Source organism: Staphylococcus marylandisciuri (assembly GCF_025519785.1).
Lineage (GTDB): Bacteria > Bacillota > Bacilli > Staphylococcales > Staphylococcaceae > Staphylococcus > Staphylococcus marylandisciuri.
Genome location: NZ_JAOPKZ010000010.1, coordinates 1 through 26,487, shown reverse-complemented (window position 1 = coordinate 26,487; position 26,487 = coordinate 1). Strand labels below are relative to the sequence as shown.

Annotated in this window: 26 protein-coding genes and 1 riboswitch; of the genes, 22 read left to right on the top strand and 4 right to left on the bottom strand. The window is 36.1% G+C overall.

The window, feature by feature from the left end; all coding sequences use genetic code 11:
- Positions 1-38: 38 nt before the first annotated feature.
- Positions 39-118: riboswitch (glycine riboswitch) on the top strand.
- A 79-nt stretch (positions 119-197) separates the two neighbouring features.
- Genes gcvT through gcvPB form a run of 3 tightly spaced genes read left to right on the top strand, consistent with a single transcriptional unit; the run spans position 198 to position 4,124 of the window.
- On the top strand, positions 198-1,292 hold the full coding sequence (gene gcvT, locus N9R04_RS06760) for a glycine cleavage system aminomethyltransferase GcvT (protein WP_262855930.1): 1,095 nt from the start codon (positions 198-200) through the stop codon (positions 1,290-1,292).
- A 14-nt stretch (positions 1,293-1,306) separates the two neighbouring features.
- Positions 1,307-2,659: an aminomethyl-transferring glycine dehydrogenase subunit GcvPA gene (gene gcvPA / locus N9R04_RS06755; protein ID WP_262855924.1), complete on the top strand. Its 1,353-nt coding sequence runs from the start codon at positions 1,307-1,309 to the stop codon at positions 2,657-2,659.
- Positions 2,646-4,124 (top strand): aminomethyl-transferring glycine dehydrogenase subunit GcvPB, encoded by a 1,479-nt coding sequence (gene gcvPB / locus N9R04_RS06750; protein ID WP_262855917.1) that lies wholly within the window; start codon positions 2,646-2,648, stop codon positions 4,122-4,124. The genes gcvPA and gcvPB overlap by 14 nt, the downstream gene beginning before the upstream one ends.
- 495 nt (positions 4,125-4,619) lie before the next feature.
- On the opposite strand, the gene N9R04_RS06745 is transcribed toward gcvPB, so the two are convergent.
- The gene (locus N9R04_RS06745; protein ID WP_262855913.1) at positions 4,620-5,006 is read right to left on the bottom strand and encodes a rhodanese-like domain-containing protein; all 387 of its coding nucleotides are present in this window, start codon (positions 5,004-5,006) and stop codon (positions 4,620-4,622) included.
- A 255-nt stretch (positions 5,007-5,261) separates the two neighbouring features.
- Between N9R04_RS06745 and lipM the strand changes: the two genes are divergently transcribed.
- Positions 5,262-6,092: an octanoyltransferase LipM gene (gene lipM / locus N9R04_RS06740; protein ID WP_262855910.1), complete on the top strand. Its 831-nt coding sequence runs from the start codon at positions 5,262-5,264 to the stop codon at positions 6,090-6,092.
- A 121-nt stretch (positions 6,093-6,213) separates the two neighbouring features.
- Here the strand turns inward: lipM and N9R04_RS06735 are convergent, their stop codons facing one another.
- Both N9R04_RS06735 and N9R04_RS06730 read right to left on the bottom strand, forming a co-directional pair.
- Positions 6,214-6,423: an SA1362 family protein gene (locus tag N9R04_RS06735; RefSeq protein ID WP_262855908.1), complete on the bottom strand. Its 210-nt coding sequence runs from the start codon at positions 6,421-6,423 to the stop codon at positions 6,214-6,216.
- 36 nt (positions 6,424-6,459) lie between these two features.
- Positions 6,460-7,038: a hypothetical protein gene (locus tag N9R04_RS06730; RefSeq protein WP_262855907.1), complete on the bottom strand. Its 579-nt coding sequence runs from the start codon at positions 7,036-7,038 to the stop codon at positions 6,460-6,462.
- A 108-nt stretch (positions 7,039-7,146) separates the two neighbouring features.
- Here N9R04_RS06730 and N9R04_RS06725 point away from each other — a divergent pair, with 108 nt between their 5' ends.
- The 16 genes from N9R04_RS06725 to N9R04_RS06650 all read left to right on the top strand — a co-directional run bounded on the left by N9R04_RS06725 (position 7,147) and on the right by N9R04_RS06650 (position 23,311).
- Positions 7,147-8,205 carry a M24 family metallopeptidase gene (locus N9R04_RS06725; protein WP_262855906.1) on the top strand — a complete coding sequence of 353 codons (1,059 nt, stop codon included), beginning with the start codon at positions 7,147-7,149 and terminating at the stop codon, positions 8,203-8,205.
- 27 nt (positions 8,206-8,232) lie between these two features.
- The gene (efp, locus tag N9R04_RS06720; RefSeq protein ID WP_262855904.1) at positions 8,233-8,790 is read left to right on the top strand and encodes an elongation factor P; all 558 of its coding nucleotides are present in this window, start codon (positions 8,233-8,235) and stop codon (positions 8,788-8,790) included.
- Between the two features lie 619 nt (positions 8,791-9,409).
- Positions 9,410-9,880, top strand: a complete 471-nt coding sequence (accB, locus tag N9R04_RS06715) for an acetyl-CoA carboxylase biotin carboxyl carrier protein (protein WP_262855903.1) — start codon at positions 9,410-9,412, stop codon at positions 9,878-9,880.
- A 1-nt stretch (position 9,881) separates the two neighbouring features.
- The gene (gene accC / locus N9R04_RS06710) at positions 9,882-11,240 is read left to right on the top strand and encodes an acetyl-CoA carboxylase biotin carboxylase subunit (protein ID WP_262855902.1); all 1,359 of its coding nucleotides are present in this window, start codon (positions 9,882-9,884) and stop codon (positions 11,238-11,240) included.
- Between the two features lie 219 nt (positions 11,241-11,459).
- Positions 11,460-11,846 carry a transcription antitermination factor NusB gene (gene nusB, locus N9R04_RS06705; RefSeq protein ID WP_262855901.1) on the top strand — a complete coding sequence of 129 codons (387 nt, stop codon included), beginning with the start codon at positions 11,460-11,462 and terminating at the stop codon, positions 11,844-11,846.
- A 14-nt stretch (positions 11,847-11,860) separates the two neighbouring features.
- A complete protein-coding gene (gene xseA, locus N9R04_RS06700) occupies positions 11,861-13,198 on the top strand; it encodes an exodeoxyribonuclease VII large subunit (protein ID WP_262855900.1) in 1,338 nt (445 codons plus the stop codon).
- The gene (locus N9R04_RS06695; protein WP_262855899.1) at positions 13,191-13,433 is read left to right on the top strand and encodes an exodeoxyribonuclease VII small subunit; all 243 of its coding nucleotides are present in this window, start codon (positions 13,191-13,193) and stop codon (positions 13,431-13,433) included. The genes xseA and N9R04_RS06695 overlap by 8 nt, the downstream gene beginning before the upstream one ends.
- On the top strand, positions 13,414-14,292 hold the full coding sequence (locus N9R04_RS06690; RefSeq protein WP_373316347.1) for a polyprenyl synthetase family protein: 879 nt from the start codon (positions 13,414-13,416) through the stop codon (positions 14,290-14,292). Before N9R04_RS06695 ends, N9R04_RS06690 begins: the two co-directional genes overlap by 20 nt.
- A 281-nt stretch (positions 14,293-14,573) precedes the next feature.
- On the top strand, positions 14,574-15,026 hold the full coding sequence (ahrC, locus tag N9R04_RS06685; protein WP_262855898.1) for a transcriptional regulator AhrC/ArgR: 453 nt from the start codon (positions 14,574-14,576) through the stop codon (positions 15,024-15,026).
- Between the two features lie 21 nt (positions 15,027-15,047).
- A complete protein-coding gene (gene recN / locus N9R04_RS06680; protein WP_262855897.1) occupies positions 15,048-16,724 on the top strand; it encodes a DNA repair protein RecN in 1,677 nt (558 codons plus the stop codon).
- A 354-nt stretch (positions 16,725-17,078) separates the two neighbouring features.
- Positions 17,079-18,500: a dihydrolipoyl dehydrogenase gene (lpdA, locus tag N9R04_RS06675; RefSeq protein WP_262855896.1), complete on the top strand. Its 1,422-nt coding sequence runs from the start codon at positions 17,079-17,081 to the stop codon at positions 18,498-18,500.
- Positions 18,501-18,513: 13 nt separating this feature from the next.
- Positions 18,514-19,506: a thiamine pyrophosphate-dependent dehydrogenase E1 component subunit alpha gene (locus N9R04_RS06670; RefSeq protein ID WP_262855895.1), complete on the top strand. Its 993-nt coding sequence runs from the start codon at positions 18,514-18,516 to the stop codon at positions 19,504-19,506.
- Positions 19,506-20,489 (top strand): alpha-ketoacid dehydrogenase subunit beta, encoded by a 984-nt coding sequence (locus tag N9R04_RS06665; RefSeq protein WP_262855894.1) that lies wholly within the window; start codon positions 19,506-19,508, stop codon positions 20,487-20,489. The genes N9R04_RS06670 and N9R04_RS06665 overlap by 1 nt, the downstream gene beginning before the upstream one ends.
- Before the next feature lie 12 nt (positions 20,490-20,501).
- The gene (locus N9R04_RS06660) at positions 20,502-21,794 is read left to right on the top strand and encodes a dihydrolipoamide acetyltransferase family protein (protein ID WP_262855893.1); all 1,293 of its coding nucleotides are present in this window, start codon (positions 20,502-20,504) and stop codon (positions 21,792-21,794) included.
- A gap of 75 nt (positions 21,795-21,869) precedes the next feature.
- The gene (brxB, locus tag N9R04_RS06655; RefSeq protein ID WP_262855892.1) at positions 21,870-22,307 is read left to right on the top strand and encodes a bacilliredoxin BrxB; all 438 of its coding nucleotides are present in this window, start codon (positions 21,870-21,872) and stop codon (positions 22,305-22,307) included.
- Between the two features lie 11 nt (positions 22,308-22,318).
- Positions 22,319-23,311, top strand: a complete 993-nt coding sequence (locus tag N9R04_RS06650; RefSeq protein WP_262855891.1) for an aromatic acid exporter family protein — start codon at positions 22,319-22,321, stop codon at positions 23,309-23,311.
- Between the two features lie 77 nt (positions 23,312-23,388).
- Here the strand turns inward: N9R04_RS06650 and prli42 are convergent, their stop codons facing one another.
- The gene (gene prli42, locus N9R04_RS06645) at positions 23,389-23,487 is read right to left on the bottom strand and encodes a stressosome-associated protein Prli42 (RefSeq protein ID WP_262855890.1); all 99 of its coding nucleotides are present in this window, start codon (positions 23,485-23,487) and stop codon (positions 23,389-23,391) included.
- A gap of 200 nt (positions 23,488-23,687) precedes the next feature.
- Between prli42 and N9R04_RS06640 the strand changes: the two genes are divergently transcribed.
- Together N9R04_RS06640 and gnd are read left to right on the top strand one after the other, a co-directional pair.
- A complete protein-coding gene (locus N9R04_RS06640; RefSeq protein ID WP_262855889.1) occupies positions 23,688-24,824 on the top strand; it encodes a M20/M25/M40 family metallo-hydrolase in 1,137 nt (378 codons plus the stop codon).
- A gap of 60 nt (positions 24,825-24,884) precedes the next feature.
- Positions 24,885-26,294, top strand: coding sequence for an NADP-dependent phosphogluconate dehydrogenase (gene gnd / locus N9R04_RS06635; RefSeq protein WP_262855888.1), 1,410 nt, complete (start codon positions 24,885-24,887; stop codon positions 26,292-26,294).
- The last annotated feature ends 193 nt before the right edge of the window (positions 26,295-26,487 follow it).

Sequence of the window (26,487 nt, the reverse complement as noted above, 5' to 3'; positions counted from 1 at the left end):
TTATTAAATCTACTGCTGTCTATTAGATACTAAGTTAATATCTTGCTAACACATGCCGTTACTCATCGCCGAAGGTGCAAGTTCTAACGAATCTCTCAGGCAAAAGGATATCACTGTGACGCATTCCTGAAACACGATGACAGGGTAGCTTTATCTAGCTACTCTGTTTTTTTAATATTCATAGAGGGGGCAAAAAGATGACAAGTGAACTTAAACAAACGCCACTTTATCAAACATTCGTTGATAGTGGCGCGAAAATTGTAGAATTTGGTGGATGGGCAATGCCTGTTCAATTTTCAAGTATAAAAGAAGAACATAACGCTGTAAGAACAAATAAAGGATTATTTGATGTCAGTCACATGGGCGAGGTATTAATAAGCGGTAAGGAAGCCGCTAAAGCTGTGCAATACCTTCTATCAAATGATACCGATAAACTTGAAATTGGTAAAGCACAATATACTGCTTTATGTAATGAACAAGGCGGAGTTATTGACGATCTAATTACTTATCAAATAGGAGATAATGAATATTTACTAGTAGTCAATGCCGCTAATACTGAAAAGGATTTCAATTGGATCCAACAACATGTTCAAGAATTTGATCTTAACGTAAAAAATGTTTCTGATCAGTACGGTCAACTAGCTATCCAAGGTCCAAAAGCGAGAGACCTTGTACAAGAACTAGTCGATGTCGACGTTTCTGAGATGAAACCTTTTGAATTTAAACTAGATGTCACATTGTTTGATAAGAAAGTTATTCTTTCTCAATCTGGTTACACAGGTGAAGATGGTTTTGAAGTTTACTGTAACGCTCAAGATTCAGTAGATATATGGAATGGATTTTTAAAATATGATGTAGAACCGTGTGGTTTAGGTGCTCGGGATACTCTACGTTTAGAAGCAGGTTTACCACTTCATGGGCAAGATTTAACTGAGACGATCACTCCATATGAGGGCGGCATAGGTTTTGCTGCTAAACCGCTTATTGAAGCAGACTTTATTGGTAAAGAAGTTCTTAAAGATCAAAAAGAAAATGGTTCACCTAGACGAACAGTAGGTATTGAAATGATAGAAAAAGGTATTCCTAGAACTGGTTATACAGTTATGAATAACGAGGGAGTAGAAATCGGTGAAGTTACATCCGGTACTCAATCTCCTTTAAGCGGTAAAGCTATCGGTCTCGCTCTTATAAAACGTGAAGAATTTGAGATGGGTAAAGAAATTATAGTTCAAGTGCGTAAGAGACAGGTTAAAGGTAAAATAGTTAAGAAAAATCAAATCATTAAAGAATAGTGGAGGTAGAATGAATGAGTCATCGTTATATACCATTAACAGATAAAGACCGTGAAGAAATGCTTGAAACGATTGGTGCCGACTCAATCAACGATTTATTTGAAGATGTCCCTCAAGACATATTACTTGGAAGAGAGTTAAACATTCCGAATGCAGAACCTGAGACAAGCTTATTAAAAAGACTTACTCGTATTTCTCATAAAAATGTTACTAAAGCTACGCATACTTCATTTTTAGGTGCTGGTGTATATGATCACTATACTCCGGCTGTCGTAGATGCCATGATATCCCGCTCAGAATTTTACACAGCTTATACACCTTACCAGCCTGAAATATCTCAAGGTGAGTTACAAGCTATCTTTGAATTTCAAACATTAATATGCGAACTTACCGATATGGATATTGCAAATTCCTCTATGTATGATGGAATGACAAGCTTTGCAGAAGCCTGCATATTAGCTTTTAATCAAACTAAGAAGAATAAGATTGTCGTATCTAAAGGTTTACATTACCAAGCATTGCAAGTCTTACATACTTATGCAAAAGTAAGAGAAGAGTTTGAGGTCGTAGAAGTTGATTTAGATGGCACGATAACTGACTTGGCTAAATTAGAAGAAGCTATTGATGATAATACAGCAGCAGTAGCAGTTCAATATCCAAACTTCTATGGTTCAATTGAAGATCTAGAGAAGATTAACGCTTTTATTGAAAATAAGAAAGCTTTACTTATAGTTTACTCGAATCCGTTGGCCCTCGGGTTATTGACACCACCTGGATCATTCGGTGCTGATATTGTAGTAGGAGATACTCAACCATTTGGTATACCAACTCAATTTGGTGGCCCACACTGTGGCTATTTCGCTACAACGAAAAAGCTCATGCGAAAAGTACCTGGTCGTCTTGTAGGACAAACCGAAGATGAAGAAGGCAACCGCGGTTTCGTTCTTACGTTGCAAGCTCGGGAACAACACATCCGCAGAGATAAAGCTACTTCGAATATCTGTTCAAATCAAGCACTAAATGCACTTGCATCATCTATATGTATGTCCGCTTTAGGGAAGCAAGGTATCTATGAAATAGCGTTACGTAATTTTGAAAATGCTAATTACGCTAAGTCAAAATTTAAAGAAGCTGGTTTTCAAGTATCAGAGGCGCCAACTTATAATGAATTTGTAGTAGAGTTCAATAAACCTGTTTCTGAAATAAATGACGCACTTATTAAAGAAGGATTTATTGGTGGATTTGATTTAGGAGAAGCTACAGATCAGTTTAAAAATCATATGTTAGTGGCGGTTACAGAACTTAGAACTAAAGATGAAATTAATACATTCATACAGAAAGCTGGTGAATTAAATGGTAGTAAGTAAATCTAGTCCTCTAATATTTGAGAGATCAAGAGCGGGACGTTCTGCATATTCATTGCCTGAAAAAGAAGTTGAAATCCAAGCTGTTGATGAATTATTAGACAGTAAATTTATCAGGAAAGATAAAGCAGAACTCCCTGAAGTAGCAGAGCTTGATTTAGTAAGACATTATACTGAGCTTTCTAATAAGAACTTCGGTGTGGATTCAGGTTTTTATCCTTTGGGCTCTTGTACGATGAAATATAATCCTAAAATTAATGAAAAGGTAGCTCGATTGGATGGGTTTGCTGAAGCTCATCCCTTACAAGACGAATCACAAGTTCAAGGTTCTCTAGAAATAATTCATAGTCTGCAAGAAGAACTTAAAGAGATAACAGGTATGGATGAGGTTACGCTTCAACCTGCTGCTGGTGCTCATGGCGAATGGACCGCTTTAATGATATTTAAAGCCTATCATCAAGATAATGGGGAAGGACATAGAAATGAAGTAATTGTACCCGATTCTGCTCATGGAACGAATCCTGCCTCAGCTGCTTTTGCCGGGTTCAAATCAGTTACAGTTAAATCTAATGAGCGTGGCGAAGTAGATATAGATGATCTTAAACGAGTGGTTAGCGACCGCACTGCAGCGATCATGCTTACTAATCCAAATACACTTGGTATTTTTGAAAAAAATATCATGGAAATTAGAGAAATAGTACATGAAGCTGGTGGCTTACTATACTACGATGGTGCCAATTTAAATGCAATCATGGATAAGGTGCGTCCAGGAGATATGGGCTTTGATGCAGTACATTTAAACCTGCATAAAACGTTTACTGGTCCTCACGGAGGAGGAGGACCTGGTTCCGGCCCTGTCGGCGTTGTTAGTGAACTAGCAGAATATTTGCCTAAACCTCTCGTAATCAAAGAAGGTAACACATATAAGTATCAAAATAATATTAAACGTTCTATTGGTCGAGTTAAGCCATTCTATGGTAACTTCGGAATATATTTAAGAGCTTACACTTACATTCGTTCAATGGGGAATAAAGGTCTCGAAGAGGTATCTGAAACCGCGATACTTAATGCGAATTACATCAAAGCTCGTTTGAAAGATCACTTTGAAATTCCATATCAACAATATTGCAAACATGAATTCGTTTTAAGCGGTTCTAAACAAAAAGAACTTGGTGTACGTACATTAGATATGGCTAAGCGACTGCTTGATTTTGGGGTACATCCACCGACTATATATTTCCCGATTAATGTTGATGAAGGTATGATGATTGAGCCAACCGAAACCGAATCTAAAGAAACGCTCGACTATTTCTGTGATGCTATGATACAAATAGCTGAGGAAGCTAAAAATGATCCTGACAAAGTCTTAGAAGCACCGCATCATACTATTATAGATAGACTCGATGAAACTAAAGCAGCTCGTAAACCAGTGCTCAAATTTGATGAATTACACGAAGAAAAAAAGTGACAAATAGCTTTAATATAGAATGATATTTTAAAGGGAGCGGGGCAGAAATCTAATTTGAATAAAAAGATTTCTGTCCCGCTCCCTTAATTTATTCAGTTCATAGCTTTTAACCTATTGATTATAGCTTAGTCATCCACACGCGCTAGCTTGTAAGCTACGAACTCATTGCTTCTACAATTTACAACTGAAATTCTTCTGATTAGCTCATCCTATTACCGAAGAAGCTAAGGCGAATGATTGGTGATAAATAATTTAAATAATCTATACAAAAAGGGCGTGAGATAAAACCCTAAAAAGAGCAGAGGTCAGGACAAAAGCGTTTCTGTCTAAAATCCTGCTTTTGGGACGCCGTTAATCGGTTTCCCAGAGCACAAAAGCTTTATGTCCCAAACCCTGCTCTTCTTTATTTATACAATAACCTGTATTATACCTAAAGTGTCGTCATAAACTCCTCTAGCTTCAAATATAATAATAGAAAACTGAGTGTTTAGAGAGTTACTTTTTTGATTTAATTTTCCCAGTCCACTTTTTATAGCCGCCCTTAAGCATGTATATATCTTTAAATCCATTTTTCTTAAGGATCCGTGCGGCACGAAAAGCTGCTACTCCATTAGCATCACAGAGGTAGATGGGCTGATCTTTTCTCAAACCTTGAAACCTTTGCTTAAACATAGTAATTGGTATGTTTCTCGCACCATTAATATGGCCGTAATCATAATCTACTTTTTCACGTACGTCGATAACTTGAGCTTTGCGTAAACCCTTATGAAATTCATTTTGATCTAATTCAGTAACAGCGCGTTTATTCCAAATCATTTGTATAACCATGTATAAAATAATTAAGACAATAATGATTAGCGCTATGTATACAAAATTACTCATCTTGCATCCTCCCTCATAAATCGCTATTATATATTATAAGACTGCAACTACAATTAATCAAAATTTTTATAGCAACACATCTAAACGAGTAAATACATATTATAAGGTTGAGATATGAAGATAATGACGTTTTTAGTATGTTATTAAATTATGAAGTAACTTAAGTAGTTTTGTCGAAATCCGTTCTATCATCTTATAATAGATTACTTCTAACGTTCCTTATATCTTGACCTCTTTTAATAAGGGGTTTTATTAATGACTGAAACATGGAATTTTATAAATACTGGGAGCCATGATCCTTTTTATAATATGGCTATGGATGAGGCTTTACTAAATTTTGTATCTCAGGGTGAAATAGAGCCTGTTATACGGTTTTATACGTGGGATCCTCCTACTTTATCTGTAGGATATTTTCAAAGGCTAGAGAAAGAAATTGATATCGATAAAGTGCGTGAGAAAGGCTACGGATTGGTGAGAAGGCCTACGGGGGGCAGAGGCGTACTCCATGATAAAGAGTTAACTTATAGTGTGATTGTTCCGGAAGATCATCCTGAAATGCCAACAACTGTAACAGAAGCTTATAAGGTTATCTCTCAAGGATTATTAGAAGGTTTCAGAAGTCTTGGCTTCGACGCTTATTTTTCAATACCTCGATCTGAAGAAGAACGCGCTAAATTGCGTCAACCGAGAAGCGCCGTATGTTTCGATGCCCCAAGCTGGTACGAACTTGTAGTTGAGGGTAAAAAGATTGCTGGGAGCGCTCAAGTACGACAAAAAGGAGTCATTCTTCAACATGGCTCTTTGCTACAAGACGTAGATATAGATGACTTGTTTGATATGTTTAAGTTTAAAAATCCTAGATTAAAAGAAAAGATGAAGGCCGCTTTTCTAGAAAAAGCGGTTGCTATGAACGATATATCACAAAAGCATATTACGATTGAGGAAATGGAAGAAGCATTTGAACAAGGGTTTAAAAAAGGGCTAAATATCGATTTACAGCCTTTACAACTTACTGAAGAGCAACTAAAAGAGGTAGAGAAAATTAGAGATAAATATAAATCGGACGAGTGGATGTATAGGAAATAATTTAAGTTATTACTTGATTTGAAAATAACTATAAAACCGATCCTTGATAATTCATAAGAGATGTTTAAGTTATTACGTATGACTGAACATCCTAATGATTTAAGGATCGGTTATATTTATATTAATTTTTTCTTTTGTACTTACGTTGGGCACGTTTGTACTTTCGTTGATCTTCGGTTAAGAAGAAGAAATAGTATATTAAGTAAATGATTAGAGCAATTACACCGAGTGTAATCAACGTGCGTATAATACTAAAGAAAAAGACATCGATGTTCATTATTAAGCCAAAAGCAGCAATAATAATGACAATCCAAAATAGTACATTTTTCAAAGCTGACACTCCTATAAAACTTTAAGTTAGCCTTCTTTATGACTCAATTTTAACTTCTGAGAGCTTGTTCTGACCTTTTTTTAATTTCTTATTATCTTTATTAGCGTACCCTTGATGAATATAATGAAAAGCTGTTTTCAAAGATTTATGCAGATCCGATATAGCTCTATCTTTACGTTTGTCATCACTACTTATATTATTTTTATCAAATTGATCTTTGTAGTTAGAGTATGCATCTTCAATATCCTCGTTGATACGCGACAATTTTGATTCAATTTTGTCAGACTGTTTATTGTTGTTTACTTTGCCTTTAATTTTTTCATAATCTTCTAGTGACTTTGTCACATCTTTATAATATTGTGAGGAAACTTTATAATTTGATGCTTTCTTTTTATTACTCTTAGTTTGTTTCATATTCTTTTTATCTTTTTCCAACGATTTTATTTCTTCATTAAGTGAACTTTTATCTTGTTCTATTTCTTGAATTTCAAGCTTTAGCTTGTGGTTTTCATCACGTAAGTTTGTGGTTTTTTGTTCTAGTTGAGATAGATTCTGACTCCCGCATCCAGCTAATAAACTCGATGCTAGTAGAATAGCGATAAATTTTCTTTTCATTATTTAACTCCTACATTAAAAAAACTAAACATCTCTAAGTTAATTATGCTATCATTTTATGATATAAACGGTAAAAGTACAAACTTAACGAATGGGGGATTTCAGAGCATGACTCGTTTAGAACGAATTGATCAACTACTTGAACAAAAAAATTTAGATGCTGTAGTGGTGCTATCAGATTTTAACAGACGATATTTATCTCAGTTCACAGGTACAAGTGGTGCGCTAATCATATCAAGAAATTCTCGCATATTACTTACAGATTTCCGCTATATGAAGCAAGCCAATACACAAGCTACTGACTTTGAAATTATAAATCAAGATGGCAACCTGATTGAAGCTATCAAAACTAAATTATCAGCGCTTAACCTACAAAATATTGGGTTTGAGGGAGATTTAGTTTCATATGATACGTACTTACAGTTAAGTAAAGCTCCTATTAGTCTAGTAAGTGTTTCTGGCTATATTGAAAAGATAAGGGAAATAAAAAATGACACTGAAATAGAAATCATTCAAGAAGCAGCTCAAATTGTAGATGATGCTTATGAATATATATTAACAATTGTGAAACCTGGAATGACTGAACGAGAAATTAAGGCTAAATTAGAAAGTAAAATGTTAGAATTAGGTGCTGACGATACCTCATTCGATACGATTGTAGCTTCAGGTCATAGAGGCGCATTACCACATGGTGTAGCAAGCGATAAAGTAGTAGAAAGTGGAGAGATGATCACTCTAGATTACGGAGCTTATTACCAAGGGTATGCTTCCGACATTACCCGTACATTTGCATTGGGAGAACCAGATGACAGATTGAAGACTATACACCAAATCGTCTTGGAAGCTAACATAAAAGCAATTAATGAAGCTAAGCCCGGTATGACTGCTAAAGATTTAGATCAAATTGCGAGAGATTATATTAGTCAATACGGATACGGCGAATATTTTGGTCATTCTCTAGGTCACGGCATTGGATTAGATGTTCATGAGGGTCCTGTGCTCTCTCATCGCAATAAAGACGTTCTCAATGTTGGTAACTGTGTTACAATAGAGCCTGGTATCTACATTGAACATTTAGGAGGAGTTCGCATCGAGGACGATATATTAATTACGAATGAGGGATGTGAACGCTTTACTAAATCAAATAAAGAGCTTATTATTTTATAATAAGAGTGTATAAGAGGAGGAAACTGAATGATTTCGGTTAATGATTTTAAAACAGGATTAACAATCTCAGTTGATAATGGTATTTGGAAAGTAATTGATTTCCAACACGTTAAACCTGGTAAAGGTTCTGCGTTTGTCCGCTCAAAATTACGTAATTTAAGAACTGGCGCCATTCAAGAAAAAACATTCCGTGCCGGTGAGAAAGTGGAACAAGCTATGATTGATAATCGCCGTATGCAATATTTGTATGCTGATGGTAACTCTCATGTCTTTATGGACAATGAAACATTTGAACAAGTTGAGTTACCAGGTGACTATCTTGAAAATGAACTAAACTTCTTAAAAGCTAATATGGATGTTCAAATCCAAAGTTACGAAGGCGAAATTATAGGCATTGAACTACCTAAAACAGTTGAACTTGAAGTAACTGAAACTGAACCGGGCATCAAAGGTGATACAGCTACAGGGGCAACTAAATCAGCTACTGTAGAAACAGGTTACACTTTAAATGTGCCATTATTTGTTAACGAAGGTGATATATTAGTCATCAATACAAGCGATGGCAGTTATGCATCTCGTGCCTAAATGTATAGCAACTTCAAGGGCAAATTTATACATTGGCTAAACCTGAAATAAATAAAGCATACTAAGATTAAAGTCTGGGACATAAATCCTAGAAAAAATAGGGGAGCGGGACAGAAATCTAATTTGAACAAAAAGATTTCGTAGTCCCGCCCCGGCAAGGATGACTAGAATTGAAAAAAGCTTGATACAAGCGCATTTTCAAATCAGTCATCTACTGCCAAGATGCTGAAAAAGGCTGAGACATTACATTATGTCCCAGCCTCTTTCTTCTTTCTATACTTCATATTGAACGGCTTCGCTTTTATAGAGCCCCAACTCGCTGTGCTTATGAGAGCGGGACAGAAATCTTATTTGAATAAAAAGATTTCGTAGTCCCGCCCCGGCAAGGATGACTAGAATTGAAAAAAGCTTGATACAAGCGCATTTTCAAATCAGTCATCTACTGCCAAGATGCTAAAAGGGTCTGGGACATTACATTATGTCCCAGCCTCTTTCTCTCTAGTCAAAGACCAATATGTCCCGCTCCCTATATAAAATCAATATTTCTATACTTGAATTGAATATTTTGGTCAAGTAAAATAAAATAGATAGATGAAATCAATCTGAAGGAGTCAGTTCTATGAATTTTAAAGAAATAAAAGAGTTAATTGAAATACTTGATCAATCAAGTTTAACTGAAATTAATATAGAAGAAAAAGATAAGGTAGTTAACCTAAAAAAAGAAAAAGAAACTGAAATCATCACACCACAAGTAAATGCTCAACAACCGGTACAAGCTTACTCAGCTCCAGCAGATCATACAGCTAATCAATCCCAAGCTCCTAGCGAAAGTGATGAAGCTACAAAGGATGATAATTCTCAAACTATCAATGCACCTATGGTAGGTACATTCTATAAAGCACCTTCACCAGAAGAAGATCCGTACGTACAAGTAGGAGATACAGTATCAAATGAGACAACTGTTTGTATATTAGAAGCGATGAAATTATTTAATGAAATTCAAGCAGAAGTCTCAGGGGAAATTACTGAAATATTAGTTGAGGACGGTCAAATGGTAGAGTATGGCCAACCGTTATTCAAGGTGAAATAATATGAACAAGATACTAATAGCTAATCGTGGCGAAATAGCAGTTCGCATTATACGAGCATGTCAAGAATTAGGTATACAAACAGTTGCAATATACTCTGAAGGCGACAAAGATGCTTTACATACTCAAATAGCAGACGAAGCGTACTGTGTCGGACCTACGCAATCTAAAGATTCATATCTAAACATCCCCAACATCTTGTCTATTGCTACTTCAACTGGTTGCGATGGCATCCATCCTGGTTATGGATTTTTAGCTGAAAATGGGGACTTTGCAGAACTTTGTGAAGCTTGTCAGTTACATTTTATAGGCCCAAGTTTTGAGTCGATTCAAAAGATGGGTATTAAAGACGTGGCTAAAGAAGAAATGAAGCGAGCTAATGTTCCAGTCGTACCTGGTAGTGAAGGGTTAGTTGATTCCATTGAAGATGCACAGACGCTAGCTAAAGAGATTGGATTTCCTGTAATCATCAAAGCTACTGCTGGCGGCGGCGGAAAAGGTATTCGTGTCGCACGCGATGATAAAGAGTTAATTAATGGATTTAAGATGACGCAGCAGGAAGCAGAAACTGCTTTTGGTAACGGTGGCTTATATCTAGAAAAGTTTATAGAAAACTTTCGACACATTGAGATTCAGATTATGGGAGACAAACACGGCAACATTATACATTTAGGCGAGAGAGATTGTACTATCCAACGACGTATGCAGAAATTAGTAGAGGAAGCACCATCTCCAATCCTTACCGAAGATAAACGGCAAGAAATGGGAGAGGCAGCCATACGTGCGGCTAAAGCAGTGAATTATGAAAATGCTGGCACAATAGAATTTATTTATGACTTAGATACTGACGACTTCTACTTTATGGAAATGAATACACGTATTCAAGTTGAACATCCAGTAACCGAAATGGTGACGGGAGTTGATCTAGTTAAGTTACAACTCAAAGTAGCTATGGGGGAAAAACTCCCTGTCACGCAGGACGATATTCGTATTGATGGACATGCCATGGAGTTTAGGATCAATGCTGAAAATCCCTATAAGAACTTTATGCCTTCACCCGGTAAGATTAACCAGTACTTAGCGCCCGGAGGATTTGGTGTACGTGTAGAATCAGCTTGTTATACTAATTACACTATTCCTCCATATTACGATTCAATGATGGGTAAATTAATTGTTCATCAACCTTCACGTGATGAAGCGATAATGTGTGGTCTGCGTGCTCTGAGTGAATACTTAGTATTGGGGATTGATACTACTATTCCATTCCACATGAAGCTCTTAAATCATGAGACTTTTAGAAGTGGTGAATTCAATACTAAGTTCTTAGAGAAATATAGCATTATGGATGAAGAAACTGATTAATCTCTCATTATTCAACTCAATTTATTTAGTATTTACTAAAATGGTTAGTTTAACAGTGCTCATTATCCATATTGAACGAGTCGAGTTCAATATAATGGGGTAATCATTATCAAATTTGTAGCACTCTTAGGTAAACACATCCTTAAAGGTGAGTCTCTGAGATCAAATTGATATTTATCTCACTTTAATACCAAAATTCAAAATTTGAAGGAGTTTAACATGAGTCGTAAAGAATCAAGAATTCAAGCATTCCAAACTCTATTTCAATTAGAAGTTGAAAACACAGATTTAACTATTAACGAGGCGATCGATTTTATTAAAGATGAAAACACGGAAGTAGATTTTGACTTTATACATTGGCTGGTTACTGGTGTGAAAGACCACGAAAGCGTGTTAGATAACAATATAAAACCTCATTTGAAAGATTGGACCTTAGAGCGTCTCTTAAAAACAGATAGAATTATCTTAAGAATGTCTACCTTTGAACTTCTCAATGGAGAAACACCACCAAAAGTTGTTATAAATGAAGCTGTAGAATTAGCTAAACAATTTAGCGATGAGAATCATCATAAATTCATCAACGGAGTCTTAAGTAATATTAAGTAAAGTGTGGTGCCTACATGTCTAATTATTTATCTGTTTCAACGTTAACTAAATATATTAAGTATAAATTTGACCGTGATCCACATTTACAATCTGTCCTTATTAAAGGAGAGCTTTCTAACTTCAAACGTCATTCTAGCGGACATTTATATTTCAATGTGAAAGACGATCAAAGCGTTATCAATGCTATGATGTTTAAAGGGAATGCGTCAAAATTAGATTTCGATCCTAAAGAAGGAGATCAAGTCTTAATCGAAGCTAGAGTTTCGGTGTTCGAAAAAAGAGGGAACTATCAAATTTATGTTAATAAAATGCATCAAGACGGTGTAGGTAATCTATATCAGCGTTTAGAACAATTGAAGAAAAAACTGAATAAAGAAGGGCTATTTGATAACAGTGCTAAGAAACCGCTCCCAACTTATCCTACTAAAATAGCGGTACTTACAGCTAATACAGGCGCAGCAATACGTGATATACACTCTACATTGAATAATCGTTACCCTTTAGCAGAACAAATTCACATCAGTACACTCGTACAGGGCCAACAAGCTAAAGATGATATAATTAAAAACTTAAAATATGCTGACCAACTTGGGGTAGATATTATTATCGTAGGACGAGGTGGGGGCTCCATAGAAGATTTATGGAACTTCAATGAAGAAGAAGTTGCCAGAACCATCTACGCATGTAAGACTCCTATAATTTCTGCAGTTGGTCATGAGACAGATTTTACCATAAGTGATTTCGTTGCCGATGCTCGAGCAGCCACTCCTACACAGGCGGCAGTGATGGCCACGCCAGATCAATTTGATATTACGCAAAGAATCAAACAAATGCAACTCAACCTCTCACGTGCTGTTCAACAGAACTTAAAGAGCTATCGAAAACATTTAGAACATACGACGTCTTATTATAAGCTTCAAACTCCTACTCTCCTGTATGATCAACAAATACAGCGTAGAGACGAATTAGAGAAACAACTTATTTATAATGTTAAATTGAGAATTTCTCAAACGCACCATCATTTTAATATAATTTCACAAAAATTAAATGTAAAATTATTATTAAATGAATTATCCAATAATAAAGCTGAACAGGTTAGACTCCATGATGCGTTAATCAATCTATTGCGCCTTAAGCTAACTAATAGTAAACATAAGCTACAACATCAAGTAGAATTGCTAAATAACTTAAGCCCAACCAATACTATGCTGAGAGGGTACGCTATTGCAAAAAAAGAGGATAATGTTGTAACTAGTACGCATGATATCAATAACGGCGACCGATTATTTCTTGAAATGAAAGATGGCACAGTCGAAACTAAAGTAGAGGAAGTTAGGTGTAAAGATGAGTGAAAAGAAACAAAGCTTCGAAGAAATGATGAGTGAATTAGAAAATATTGTTCAAAAACTTGATGATGAGACGGTTTCTTTAGAGGAATCTCTAGACTTGTATCAACGAGGAATGAAATTATCTGCTTCATGTGAAGAGACGCTCAAAAATGCTGAGAAGAAAGTCAATGAACTTATTAAAGAAGAAAATGATGCTTCTAATGAGGATGAACAGAACTATGAATCCACAAATGAATAAGTATATTTCATTAATTAATGATGAATTGAAGCAAATCGTTCCTTCTTCTTTTTTAGGGACTAACCTAGAAGAAAGTATGCAATATTCATTAGAAGCTGGTGGTAAGAGAATTCGTCCTTTACTCACTCTATTAACTCTTCAAACTTTAAATAAGGATATCCATTATGGTATGCAGACTGCTCTAGCTTTAGAAATGATACATACCTATTCTCTTATACATGATGATCTACCCTCTATGGATGATGATGATTATAGACGTGGTCAATTGACGAATCACAAGGTATTCGGTGAATGGAAAGCAATATTAGCTGGCGATGCACTTTTAACTAAAGCTTTTCAACTTATTAGCAATGATCATCTTCTTGCTACAGAAGTGAGGATTCAAATTATTAAACGATTATCTGAAGCTAGCGGTCATATGGGAATGGTAGGCGGCCAAGTACTTGATATGGAAAGTGAGAATAAAGAGATCGACTTAGAAACATTACAACTCATCCATAAAACTAAGACAGGAGCCTTATTAAAGTTTGCTGTTATGGCCGCAGTAGATATCGCTCAGCCCAATAATCACATCGCTCAGTCATTAGAACGCTTCAGTGAACATCTCGGCTTAATGTTTCAGATTAAAGATGATTTACTAGACGTCTACGGAGATGAAGATAAGTTAGGTAAATCGGTAGGGAGCGACGTTTCAAATCATAAGAGTACTTATGTTTCTCTACTAGGTAAAAAGGGTGCAGAAGAAAAACTAAACGATGAAGCAGTAGCAGCTAAATCAATCTTAAATGAAATAGAAAGAGACTATGATGTTAGCAATCTTAGTGAAATAGTAGACCTGTTTGCTAATCGTGATCATTAATAAGAACTATTACTAACTACAATCTTGTCTTATATGACCCAGTTTTCTACTATGTTTAAATCAGAAAACTGGGTTTTATTGATAACTCTAGATCATTATAAGATTTGAAGTAAGTATTTGTTATATCTTTAAATATACATCTCTATGCGTCTAATGACATTAGCATAAAGTATTATCATAACTTCTCTAAAGCTTTATGAAGCTTAAAATTTCATCAGTAGTAGAACGATGATCAATATGCTAAAATTAATGTATAAATATTCGTTAAAGAGGTGGACAGGATGGCAAAAAAGTCAGTGCGTCACATTAAAATACGTGAAATAATTTCTAATGAAAAGATCGAAACTCAAGACGAACTCGTACGACGTTTAAATGAATTTGAGCTTAACGTCACTCAAGCTACTGTATCAAGGGATATTAAAGAGCTTCAATTAATAAAGGTGCCTACACCTACAGGTCAATATGTATATAGCTTACCAAATGATCGCAAATACCATCCTTTAGAAAAGTTAGGTCGCTATTTAATGGATTCCTTTGTAAATATTGACGAATCTAACAATTTATTAGTACTTAAGACTTTGCCTGGTAACGCTCAATCGATAGGAGCCATCTTAGATCAGATAGATTGGGACGAAGTATTAGGTACGATTTGCGGTGATGATACATGCTTGATTATTTGCAGAGACAAAGCAGCAAGCGAAACTACTAAGACAAGAATCTTTAATTTATTATAAGAATAAGGAAGTGAACAATTCATGTTACAAACCTTATCTATTAAACAATTTGCTATTATAGATACGCTTGAAATTCAATTCTCTGATGGTCTCACTGTACTCAGTGGTGAAACGGGTGCTGGTAAATCTATAATTATCGATGCTATTGGTCAATTAATAGGTATGCGAGCTTCTTCTGATTATGTGCGTCATGGCGAGAAAAAGGCTATTATTGAAGGTATATTTGATATAGATGATAGTAAAGATGCTATTAGCATACTAGAAGACTTGTCGATTGATGTTGAAGAAGATTTCTTATTAGTTAAGAGAGAAATTTTCAGCACTGGTAAAAGTATTTGTCGTATCAATAATCAAGTAGTTACTTTAGCTGTGTTGAGAAAAGTAATGCAAGAATTACTAGATATCCACGGTCAACACGAAACACAAACACTGTTGAAACAAAAATATCATTTACAATTACTTGATAACTATTCTGAAGGCAGTTATCAAGAGTTGTTAGATCAATATACTACAACTTATGATAAGTATATAAGTAAAAAGAGAGAACTGTCAGATTTAGAATCAGCAGACCAAGCATTATTGCAACGCTTAGACCTGTTGAAATTTCAAAATGATGAGCTCAAAGAAGCACACTTAAAAGAGAATGAAGTCGAGCAGTTAGAAGCAGATATCAACCGCATTAAAAATTCTGAAAACCTAAATCTTGCTCTTAATAATGCTCATCTTACATTAACAGATGAGCATGCAATTACAGATCGGCTTTATGAGTTGAGCAATCAACTTGATACGATTAACCAAATTCTACCTGAAAAATATGACTCATTAAAAGAGGAAATTGATCAATTTTACTATACTTTAGAAGATGCTAAACACCAGTTATACGATGAACTAACTAACACCGAATTTGATGAACAATATTTAAACGAATTAGAATCACGTATGAACTTACTCAACAATTTAAAACGAAAATATGGTAAAGATGTTAGTGAATTAATTACTTATCAAGAGAAAATTGAAAGTGAAATTAATAAAATCGAGAATTATGAAGCAAGCACCTCTCAGTTACGTAAAGAAATATCTGAACTCTACCATCAAGTCATTACAATAGGAAAAGATTTATCGAAAGCTCGGCGTCAGGTAGCTCAAACGTTAAGAGATCACATTGTTGATGAGATTCAAAACTTACAGATGAAAGATGCAAATCTAGAAATCTCTTTTAAGCCTTTGGATGAACCGAATCGCGAAGGAATAGAATTTATCGAATTTCTAATAAGCCCAAATAAAGGTGAGCCTTTAAAAAGTTTAAATAAAATCGCGTCTGGTGGCGAACTTTCACGTATCATGTTAGCTTTAAAGACTATCTTTGTGAAATCACGTGGCCAAACCGCTATACTTTTTGATGAAGTTGATTCAGGTGTATCAGGACAAGCCGCACAAAAAATGGCAGAAAAAATGCGTGATTTAGCAAACTACATCCAAGTTATTTGTATTTCTCATCTCCCTCAAGTTGCTAGCATGAGTGATCACCATCTATTAATATCTAAAGATACGTTAGATGATAGAACAACTACTAAAGTAGAAGAATTAATTGATGAAACACGAATAGATGAAGTTGCTCGGATGATATCTGGGGCAAACGTAACTGAATTAACCCGCCAAAATGCAAAGGAAATGATCGAGCAAAATCATAAACTTTAAAAAGTCTTTTTACTTTAACTTCGTCTTAATTAGAGCGGGACGACTATTTTTATTTTAAATGTGTTCCGCTCTTATATCATAAATGGAATTTATAAGCTTTAATAATTTTATATTATTACTTTATATTGTAAAATAAATATGATTATTAGTTCTAATATCTTTGATTAAACTTACATAAGACATTGTTAGACGTTTTTTAAAGGTTCAAGCTCTATAAGAGTGAAAAAGAACTTCCGAGTTTATTTAGAATAGTAGTGAGTCTTAAATAGATATCGCTAAGAAAACGTATAAATTATATTCAACTTTATTGATTTTTAATCACTCATTGCTAATTTATTAGATTGGAGAACTGTTATGGCAGAAGAACAATATGATTTAGTAGTATTAGGCGGCGGAACTGCTGGTTACGTGGCTGCTATCAGAGCATCGCAACTTGGTAAGAAAGTTGCTCTCGTTGAAAATGACTTACTAGGTGGGACTTGTTTACATAAAGGTTGTATACCTACGAAAGCACTTCTCAAATCAGCAGAAGTGGCTACAACTGTTAAAAACGCTACTGATTTCGGCGTTAATGTCAATGAATTTAATTTTAGCTTCCAAAAGATGATGGCTAGGAAAGAAGAAATAGTACAACAAATGTTTCGAGGCATTGAGCAATTAATGAATAATAACGCCATCGATGTATTTAATGGATATGGAAGAATACTTGGACCATCTATATTTTCTCCTAGAAGCGGTACGATTTCAGTGGAATATGAAGATGGCGATTCAACGTTGATACCGAATGATTATGTACTTATTTCCACAGGGTCTAAGCCAACTGCTTTGCCGTTTATTCCATTTGATCATACAACAGTGTTATCAAGTGATGACCTTCTCAATTTACAACAGTTACCTCAGTCCATAGTCATCATTGGGGGAGGCGTAATTGGTTTAGAATTTGCTTCATTACTCAACGACTTACAAGTAGATGTAACCGTTATTGAAGCATGCGAGCGTATCCTGCCTAGTGAAAGTAACACGATAGCAAGATCACTAAAACGCGCTCTCGAAGATAAAGGCGTTACGATAATTGAAAATACGAAACTCACTGAAGATGATGTAATTGTTAAAGACCAAAGCATTGAAATATATATCAATGAAGAACCTCAAGTATTTGACAAATGTCTAGTTGCTATAGGAAGACAACCGAATACAGCTGACATCGGTTTGCAAAACACTCATATTTCAACGGATGAGCAAGGCTTTATTAAAGTGAATGATTACCAGCAAACAGCAGATAATCACATCTATGCAGCTGGTGATTGTATTGGACAGTTACAACTTGCTCATGTAGGTAGCAAAGAAGCTATCACAGCTGTTGAACATATGTTTGACGCTTCACCGCTATCAGTGAATTACTCACAAATGCCGCGTTGTATTTATACAGCGCCTGAAATGGCAGCGATCGGATTAACATATGAAGAAGCAAAAAAACAAGGATATGAAGTTAAAACTGCAAAGGTTCCTTTTAGAGCTATCGGTAAAGCAGTTATTGAGAGTTTGGATCTACAAAGCGCTTTCTGCGAAGTAGTCTATAATGCGACAGATAAAGAAATTCTTGGTATAGCAATGATTGGACCTCACGTAACCGAACTTATCAATGAAATTTCACTGTTATCGTTTATGAATGGTTCTGCACTGGAATTAGGGTTAACTACACATGCTCATCCATCACTCTCAGAAGTATTGAGTGAGTTAGGTTTAAACATTGAAAAGAGAGCAATCCATATCTGAAGGAGGAAAACCGATGATAGACTACAAAAGTGTAGGGCTAAGCGAAGAAGACTTAAAAACAATGTATAAGTGGATGGATTTAGGTCGAAAAATTGATGAAAGAATGTGGCTATTAAATCGAGCAGGTAAGATCCCTTTCGTTATAAGTTGTCAAGGACAAGAAGCTACACAAATAGGTATGGCGTACGCTATGAAAGAAGGGGACATATCTTCCCCTTATTATCGTGATTTAGCATTCGTTACCTATCTAGGTATGACACCATTAGATACGATGCTTTCTGCCTTCGGTAAAAGGGATGACATCAATTCTGGTGGTAAGCAAATGCCTTCTCATTTCAGTCAGAAGTCCTTGGGTATATTATCTCAAAGTTCGCCAGTAGGAACTCAAATATTACATGCAGTAGGAGCAGCTTTATCCTTAAAGATGGATCGAAAATCTAATATTGCTATCACCACTGTTGGAGAAGGAAGTTCCAATCAAGGTGATTTCCACGAAGGTCTAAACTTTGCTGGAGTTCATAAACTCCCATTCATCTGCGTTATCGAAAATAATAAATACGCCATTTCAGTGCCTGATAATTTGCAATACAGCGCTGAAAAACTATCAGATCGTGCGCTTGGCTACGGTATCCATGGGGAGCAAGTAGATGGCAACGATCCCATTGCAATGTATAAAGCAATGAAAGAAGCAAGAGAGCGCGCTATTAAAGGGGAAGGCTCTACCCTCATCGAAGCTCTGTGTACACGCATGACGCCTCACTCTTCTGACGATGATGACAAATATAGATCTCAAGAGGTACGTGATGGTCTTAAAGATTTGGATTGCAATATAAGGTTTAAAAACTATTTATTAGAACATAATATGATTAGCGAAGAGTGGTTGGCTGACTTGGAGAAGGAACATAAGAGTATTGTTAACCAAGCAACCAAAGAAGCTGAAAAAGCGCCTTATCCAGACGCCCAAGAAACCTATACACATGTCTATGACGAAAGGAGCTCTATCTGATGAGTAAACTATCCTATTTAGAGGCTATACATCAAGCTCTAGAACAAGCAATGGAAAAAGATAATAACGTATTTATATTGGGCGAAGATGTCGGTAAAAAAGGCGGCGTTTTTGGTGTTACGTCGGGTCTACAAGAGAAATTCGGCATAGAACGTGTTATTGACACTCCATTAGCAGAGTCAAATATAGTGGGGACGGCTATTGGCGCTGCTATGTTAGGTAAAAGACCTGTAGCAGAAATTCAATTCGCAGAATATATACTGCCAGCTACTAATCAAATAATGAGTGAAGCAGCTAAAATACGGTACCGCTCTAATAATGATTGGCAATCCCCAATTACAGTGCGTTCTCCTTTCGGAGGGGGCATACATGGTGCATTGTATCATTCTCAAAGTATTGAAAGTGTCTTCGCGTCAACTCCAGGACTCACAGTCGTCATACCTTCCTCTCCTTATGATGCGAAAGGTTTGTTACTTTCTTCTATTGAGTCAAATGATCCAGTGCTATACTTTGAACACAAGAAAGCATATCGACTGTTAAAAGAGGAAGTCCCTGAGGAGTACTACACAGTACCGCTGGGCAAAGCAGACATCAAACGACATGGCGAGGATTTAACAGTTTTTACATATGGTCTCTGCGTTAATTATAGCATTCAAGCCGCTGATGCTCTTGAAGAAGAAGGAATCAGTATAGAAGTAGTGGACTTAAGAACAGTTTACCCATTAGATAAAGAGACGATCATTCAGCGTGCTAAAAATACTGGTAAAATTTTATTAGTTACCGAAGACAATTTAGAAGGTAGTGTGATGTCTGAAGTGTCTGCAATTATTGCTGAGCATTGTCTCTTTGACTTAGACGCTCCCATAATGAGATTAGCTGGTCCTGACGTGCCTTCAATGCCTTTTTCTCCACCCCTTGAAGATGAGTTTATGATCAATCCAGATAAGATTAAGAAAAAAATGCGTGAGTTAGCAGAATTCTAAGGAGGTTCAACGATGGAACTTAAAATGCCTAAGTTAGGTGAAAGCGTGCATGAAGGCACAATTGAACAATGGCTTGTAGCAGAGGGAGAACAAGTAGAAGAGTATGACCCGATCTGTGAAGTAATTACAGATAAAGTTACAGCTGAAGTCCCCTCAACTCATGCTGGAACGATCACCTCTATTGTTGTAGGCGAAGGCGATACCGTTAAAGTAGGAAGTGTCATTTGTCATTTAGACACTGAAGAAGAGGTTACTCATTCTAACGCTGAGATTACGGAAGAAAAAGATAATCAATCCTCACATACTCAGCGCGATGAACAAGAAGATTCAACTAGCTATGATAATTTAAGAAAAAATACTTTTAATAATAATGATGTAGAAACTTCTCAACCTAAAAATAATGGAAGATATTCGCCAGTCGTCTTTAGATTGGCGAGTGAACATAACATCAATTTATCCGAGGTGGTCGGTACCGGCTTTGAAGGACGGGTTACTAAAAAAGACATTCAGAAATTAATTTCGCAATCCTCAAATCAAGATTCATCAGACAAGCAAACTCAATTTGATTCCACTACGGATAAGAAGGAGGACGTTCATATATCTGAAGGTGGAGACTCTATACCAGTCACTGGCATCCGTAAACAGATTGCCCAGAATATGGTTAAAAGTTCTACTGAAATTCCTCATGCTTGGATGATGGTTGAAGCTGATGCAACGCAACTTGTGCAAACTAGAAATCACTATAAAGACACTTTCAAGCACAACGAAGGCTTTAATCTAACCTATTTTGCTTTCTTTATAAAAGCAGTGGCCGAAACACTTAAATCATATCCAATGCTTAATAGTAGCTGGCATGAGGATGAAATCAAAGTTAATAAAGACATCAATATTTCTATAGCGGTGGCGGATGAAAATAAATTGTATGTGCCGGTCATTAAACACGCTGACGAGAAATCGATTAAAGGTATAGCTAAAGAAATCAATGACTTAGCTAATAAAGCACGCAATAATGAACTCACTTCTGAAGATATGAAGGGAGGCACCTTTACGGTTAATAGTACAGGTACATTTGGCTCTATATCTTCAATGGGTATCATCAATCACCCACAGGCGGCAATATTACAAGTAGAATCTATCGTTAAGAAACCGGTAGTAATCGATGATATGATAGCAATTCGCCATATGGTAAACCTTTGTTTATCCATAGACCATCGTATACTCGACGGTCTACTAGCTGGTCGTTTTATGCAAATGATAAAGGATAAGATCGAAAGCTATTCAATTAACCAGACGAGTATTTATTAATACAAACATGTTTATTGATGATTGCTTAATGAGTTAGTAGAATATGTATATGAAACTGCAACGGAGGCTGATTGAATGGATTTAAATTTTGATTTATATATGAATGATGTAGTAGAACAAGCTCGTAATGAAATTGAAGAAGCTGGTTATGAACAACTAACCACTGCAGATGAAGTTGATCAGGTGCTCAACCAAAAAGGTACAACGCTTGTAATGGTTAATTCTGTTTGTGGTTGTGCTGGCGGTATAGCTAGACCAGCCGCTTCACATGCTTTACACTTCGATAAACTACCTGACCGATTGGTAACAGTATTCGCTGGTCAAGATAAAGAAGCTACTCAACAAGCACGAGAGTATTTTGAAGGTTATCCACCATCAAGCCCTTCATTTGGCCTCGTGAAAGATGGAGAAGTAAAAGCTATGATAGAACGACATCAAATAGAAGGACATGAAGTTATGGATGTTATCACACAGCTACAAAATCTTTTCGATGAATACTGTGCGGAAAGATAGGGGAACTCAAAATGTTGAGTTTAAATCCTTACCGAATAGGGTTTAGAACGATTAAGACGGCAATTGGTATGGCGCTAGGCATTATTATCGCTAAATGGCTCGGATTAGATAATTTTGCTTCTAGTGCCATTTTAGTAGTGTTATGTATTAAGCATACTAAAATACATTCTGTGCAAGCGATCTTCTCTAGGTTTGTATCCTGTTTAATGATATTGTTGATTGGTATGTCTGCGTTTGGTTTGCTTGGCCAACATGCTCTAGTAGTCGGTCTCATCGTTCTACTTTTTATACCTTTAACTGTTGTATTTAAAGTACAAGAAGGGGTCATAACTAGTTGTGTCATCCTTCTACACGTTTTTAATGCCAAGACTATTGATATACACTTATTTATAAATGAAATCTTACTCTTGTGTGTAGGTTTAGGAATCGCTTTTCTAATGAATCTGATCATGCCTAGCATGGACGCTGGCTTAAATAAGTATAAGGTGGATGTTGAGGACCGTTTCGCTCAAATCTTCGAAGGTTTTAGTTCTCAGTTGAAAGAAAGAGATCGCTCTAAATATATAGATAAGCAAATCGAACAGTTACAACTTGTTATTAAAAAAGCTAAATCATTTGCTTTTAGAGATGTTAAGAATCACTTCGTTAGAAATGAGAATTCATACTATCACTACTTTGATATGCGCGAGGAGCAACTTGATTTATTAAAGAGGATTTTTAACCTGTTAGACCATATTGTGACTCGTGATGATTCTTTAGAGGAACTATCTGAATTGATGGCTGAAATTGCTCTTAACGTAAATAGCAATGACTATACTGCTCTCAGATTACATTCTTTATACCAAATTCGTTTGCATATTAAATCAGCTGATTTACCTACGACCCATGATGAACTTGAAACACGTGCTAGTATTATGCAAATATTATACGAATTGGAAGCTTATTTAAATATCAAATCCCAGTTTGGCTCACTACGCATGCATAACGATGTTAAAAATTCTTAAAAGAGGGACGAGACCATAAACATTGAGTTAAGCTATTATCGCTAAATCAATGTTTATGACCTCGTCCTTTTTATTATCTAACTACCCACTAAAGGGACTAAACTTGTAAGTAACAACGCGAGTATCACAGCAATGAGCATTACTATGATAATGACTCTAAATACTTTATTATTCATACTATGTTCCTCCACATAAATTTATGTTTATACTTTCATTATAGCACGTCATATAACGTTTATTTATATTATTTGTCGATCTTATTAGAGGCTGGGACAGAAATCTTTTTTATTCAATTTAGATTTCTGTCCCGCTCCCATTGTAGTTTGCATACAAATTCAGTTAGACTAAATTTATATCTATTTTGGGAGGCGATTACTTGATTAATAACAAGAGATTACTTAATACATTTATCGAATTAGTTAAAATAAATTCAGAAACCGGAAATGAAGCTGAAATACAGTCTTTTCTGAAATCAAAACTATCCCGCTTAGGATTAGAAATAGAAGAGGATGAAGCGCAAAAAGAGAATGGTTTAGGTGCTAATAATTTGGTTTGTACTTTACCCTCAACAGAAGGTTACGAAGATTGTGAGATAATTTATTTCACTAGTCATATGGATACAGTTGTTCCGGGGAAGAATGTTAATCCTATTATTAAAGAAGATGGCTATGTTTATTCGGATGGTACCACAGTGTTAGGCGCTGATGATAAAGCAGGACTTGCTACTTTAATAGAAACAATAGAAGTTATTCAAGAACAAGACCTACCACATGGACCAGTACAATTTGTACTAACTGTAGCAGAAGAAGGTGGTTTGCTGGGAGCTAAAGTGCTAAATTCCCGTCTGTTGAAAGCCAAGTACGGGTATGCAGTTGATGCAAGCCAACCGGTTGGCACGACTGTTATTGGGGCTCCTTATCAAGCCAAAATTAATGCAGTTATATATGGGAAAACCGCTCATGCCAGCACGCCCACTAAAGGTATTAGCGCCATTAATATCGCAGCTAAAGCTATTAGTAGAATGAAGCTGGGACAAATCGATGAACTAACCACTGCTAATATAGGTCGTTTCGAAGGAGGGACTGCTACCAATATAGTCGCTGAAAAAGTAAAAATTTATGCAGAAACGCGCTCTCATGAAGAAAGTCGGGTTCTTAATCAGGCTCATCATATGCAGAACATCTTTGAGCAGACAGCAAACGATTATGGAACTTCAGCAGATGTTGAATCCAATGTTAGCTATCCAGGATTCAAGATATCACCTGAGGCTCCGGTGACTCAATTAGCTATGGCAGCTGCTAAGTCATTGAATTTAGTGCCTAAGACAGTGATAGCTGGAGGAGGATCAGATGGAAGTATATTCAATTCTCTAGGCATTCCCACAGTTATCTTAGGAGTGGGATATGAGAACATCCATACTACATCTGAACGTATTGCTATTGATTCGCTTAATTTGTTGACCGGGCAGATATTAAAGATTATAGAATTAAACAGTTCTGGTTGCAAAGCATGAAGTAGGCCTTAAAGGTATGGTACAATGAGAGCGAAAATTTATACAAGAGAGGTTAGTATTATGGCACAACAAATTGGAGTTGTAGGACTAGCGGTGATGGGTAAAAATTTAGCGTGGAATATTGAATCACGTGGCTACAGAGTTTCAGTCTTTAATCGCTCCCCTGAAAAAACGGAAGAGATGGTTAAAGAGTCTCAAGGTAAAAACATTCACCCTACCTATTCTTTAGAAGAATTTGTAAACTCACTAGAAAAACCACGTAAAATTTTACTCATGGTTAAAGCAGGGCCAGCTACAGATACTACGATCGATCAATTATTGCCATTATTAGATAATGATGACATTCTAATCGATGGTGGTAACACTAATTACGAACATACAATTCGTCGTAATAGAAATCTAGCTGAAAGTGGTATTAATTTCATCGGTATGGGCGTTTCAGGTGGAGAAATAGGTGCTCTAACTGGTCCGTCCCTCATGCCTGGAGGTCAGCGCCAAGCTTTTGAAAAAATGGAAGATATATTGCGTTCGATTTCCGCTAAAGCAGACGATGGCGCGCCTTGTGTGTCTTATATAGGTCCTAATGGAGCAGGGCATTATGTCAAAATGGTACATAATGGTATAGAATACGCGGACATGCAACTTATTGCTGAGAGTTATATTATGATGAAAGATTTATTAGGCATGTCTCATGAAGAAATTTCTAATACCTTCAGCGAGTGGAATAGTGGGGAGCTATCTAGTTATTTAATTGAAATCACAGGTAATATTTTCACTAAAATAGATAAGGAAACAAATGAACCGCTAGTTGAAAAAATACTAGACACCGCCGGCCAAAAAGGTACAGGTAAATGGACTTCTATCAACGCGTTAGAATTAGGTATCCCACTGACAATCATAACTGAATCTGTATTCGCGCGCTTTATCTCATCTATCAAAGAAGAACGCGTGAAAGCCTCAAAACATTTAGAAGGCCCTAAAGTTACTTTTAACGGCGATAAAAAAGCATTTCTTGAAAAAATCCGTAAAGCTCTTTATATGAGTAAGATATGCTCTTATGCTCAAGGATTTGCGCAAATGCGAAGAGCTAGCGTCGAAAACGATTGGAATTTACAGTTAGGTGAACTTGCTATGATATGGCGTGAGGGGTGTATCATACGCGCACAATTTTTACAAAAGATAAAAGAAGCTTATGATAATGATGCCAACTTAGATAATCTCTTACTTGACCCTTACTTCAAAGATATTGTTACTCATTATCAAAGTGCTTTGAGAGAAGTAGCGTCTACAGCTATTCAACATGGTATTGCGACTCCAGGATTCTCCGCAAGTATAAATTACTATGATAGCTACCGAACTGAAGATTTACCTGCTAATTTAATACAAGCACAACGCGATTATTTTGGAGCTCATACTTACGAGCGCAAAGATAGAGAAGGTGTCTTCCATACTGACTGGGTTGAGAAATAAACCAATTCTAAGTATAGAGCATTAAGTAATATGTCATTCTGTAACAACTTCGTTATACGAAGAAATGAGGCTGGGACATAAATCCCAGAAAAAATAGCACTCAGATGATTTATTTCATTTCATCTGAGTGCTTCTTCATATTCCATACTTCGTATTATTGGCTCGCTTTCCTAGGGTGCCGTCTCAGCCTCGG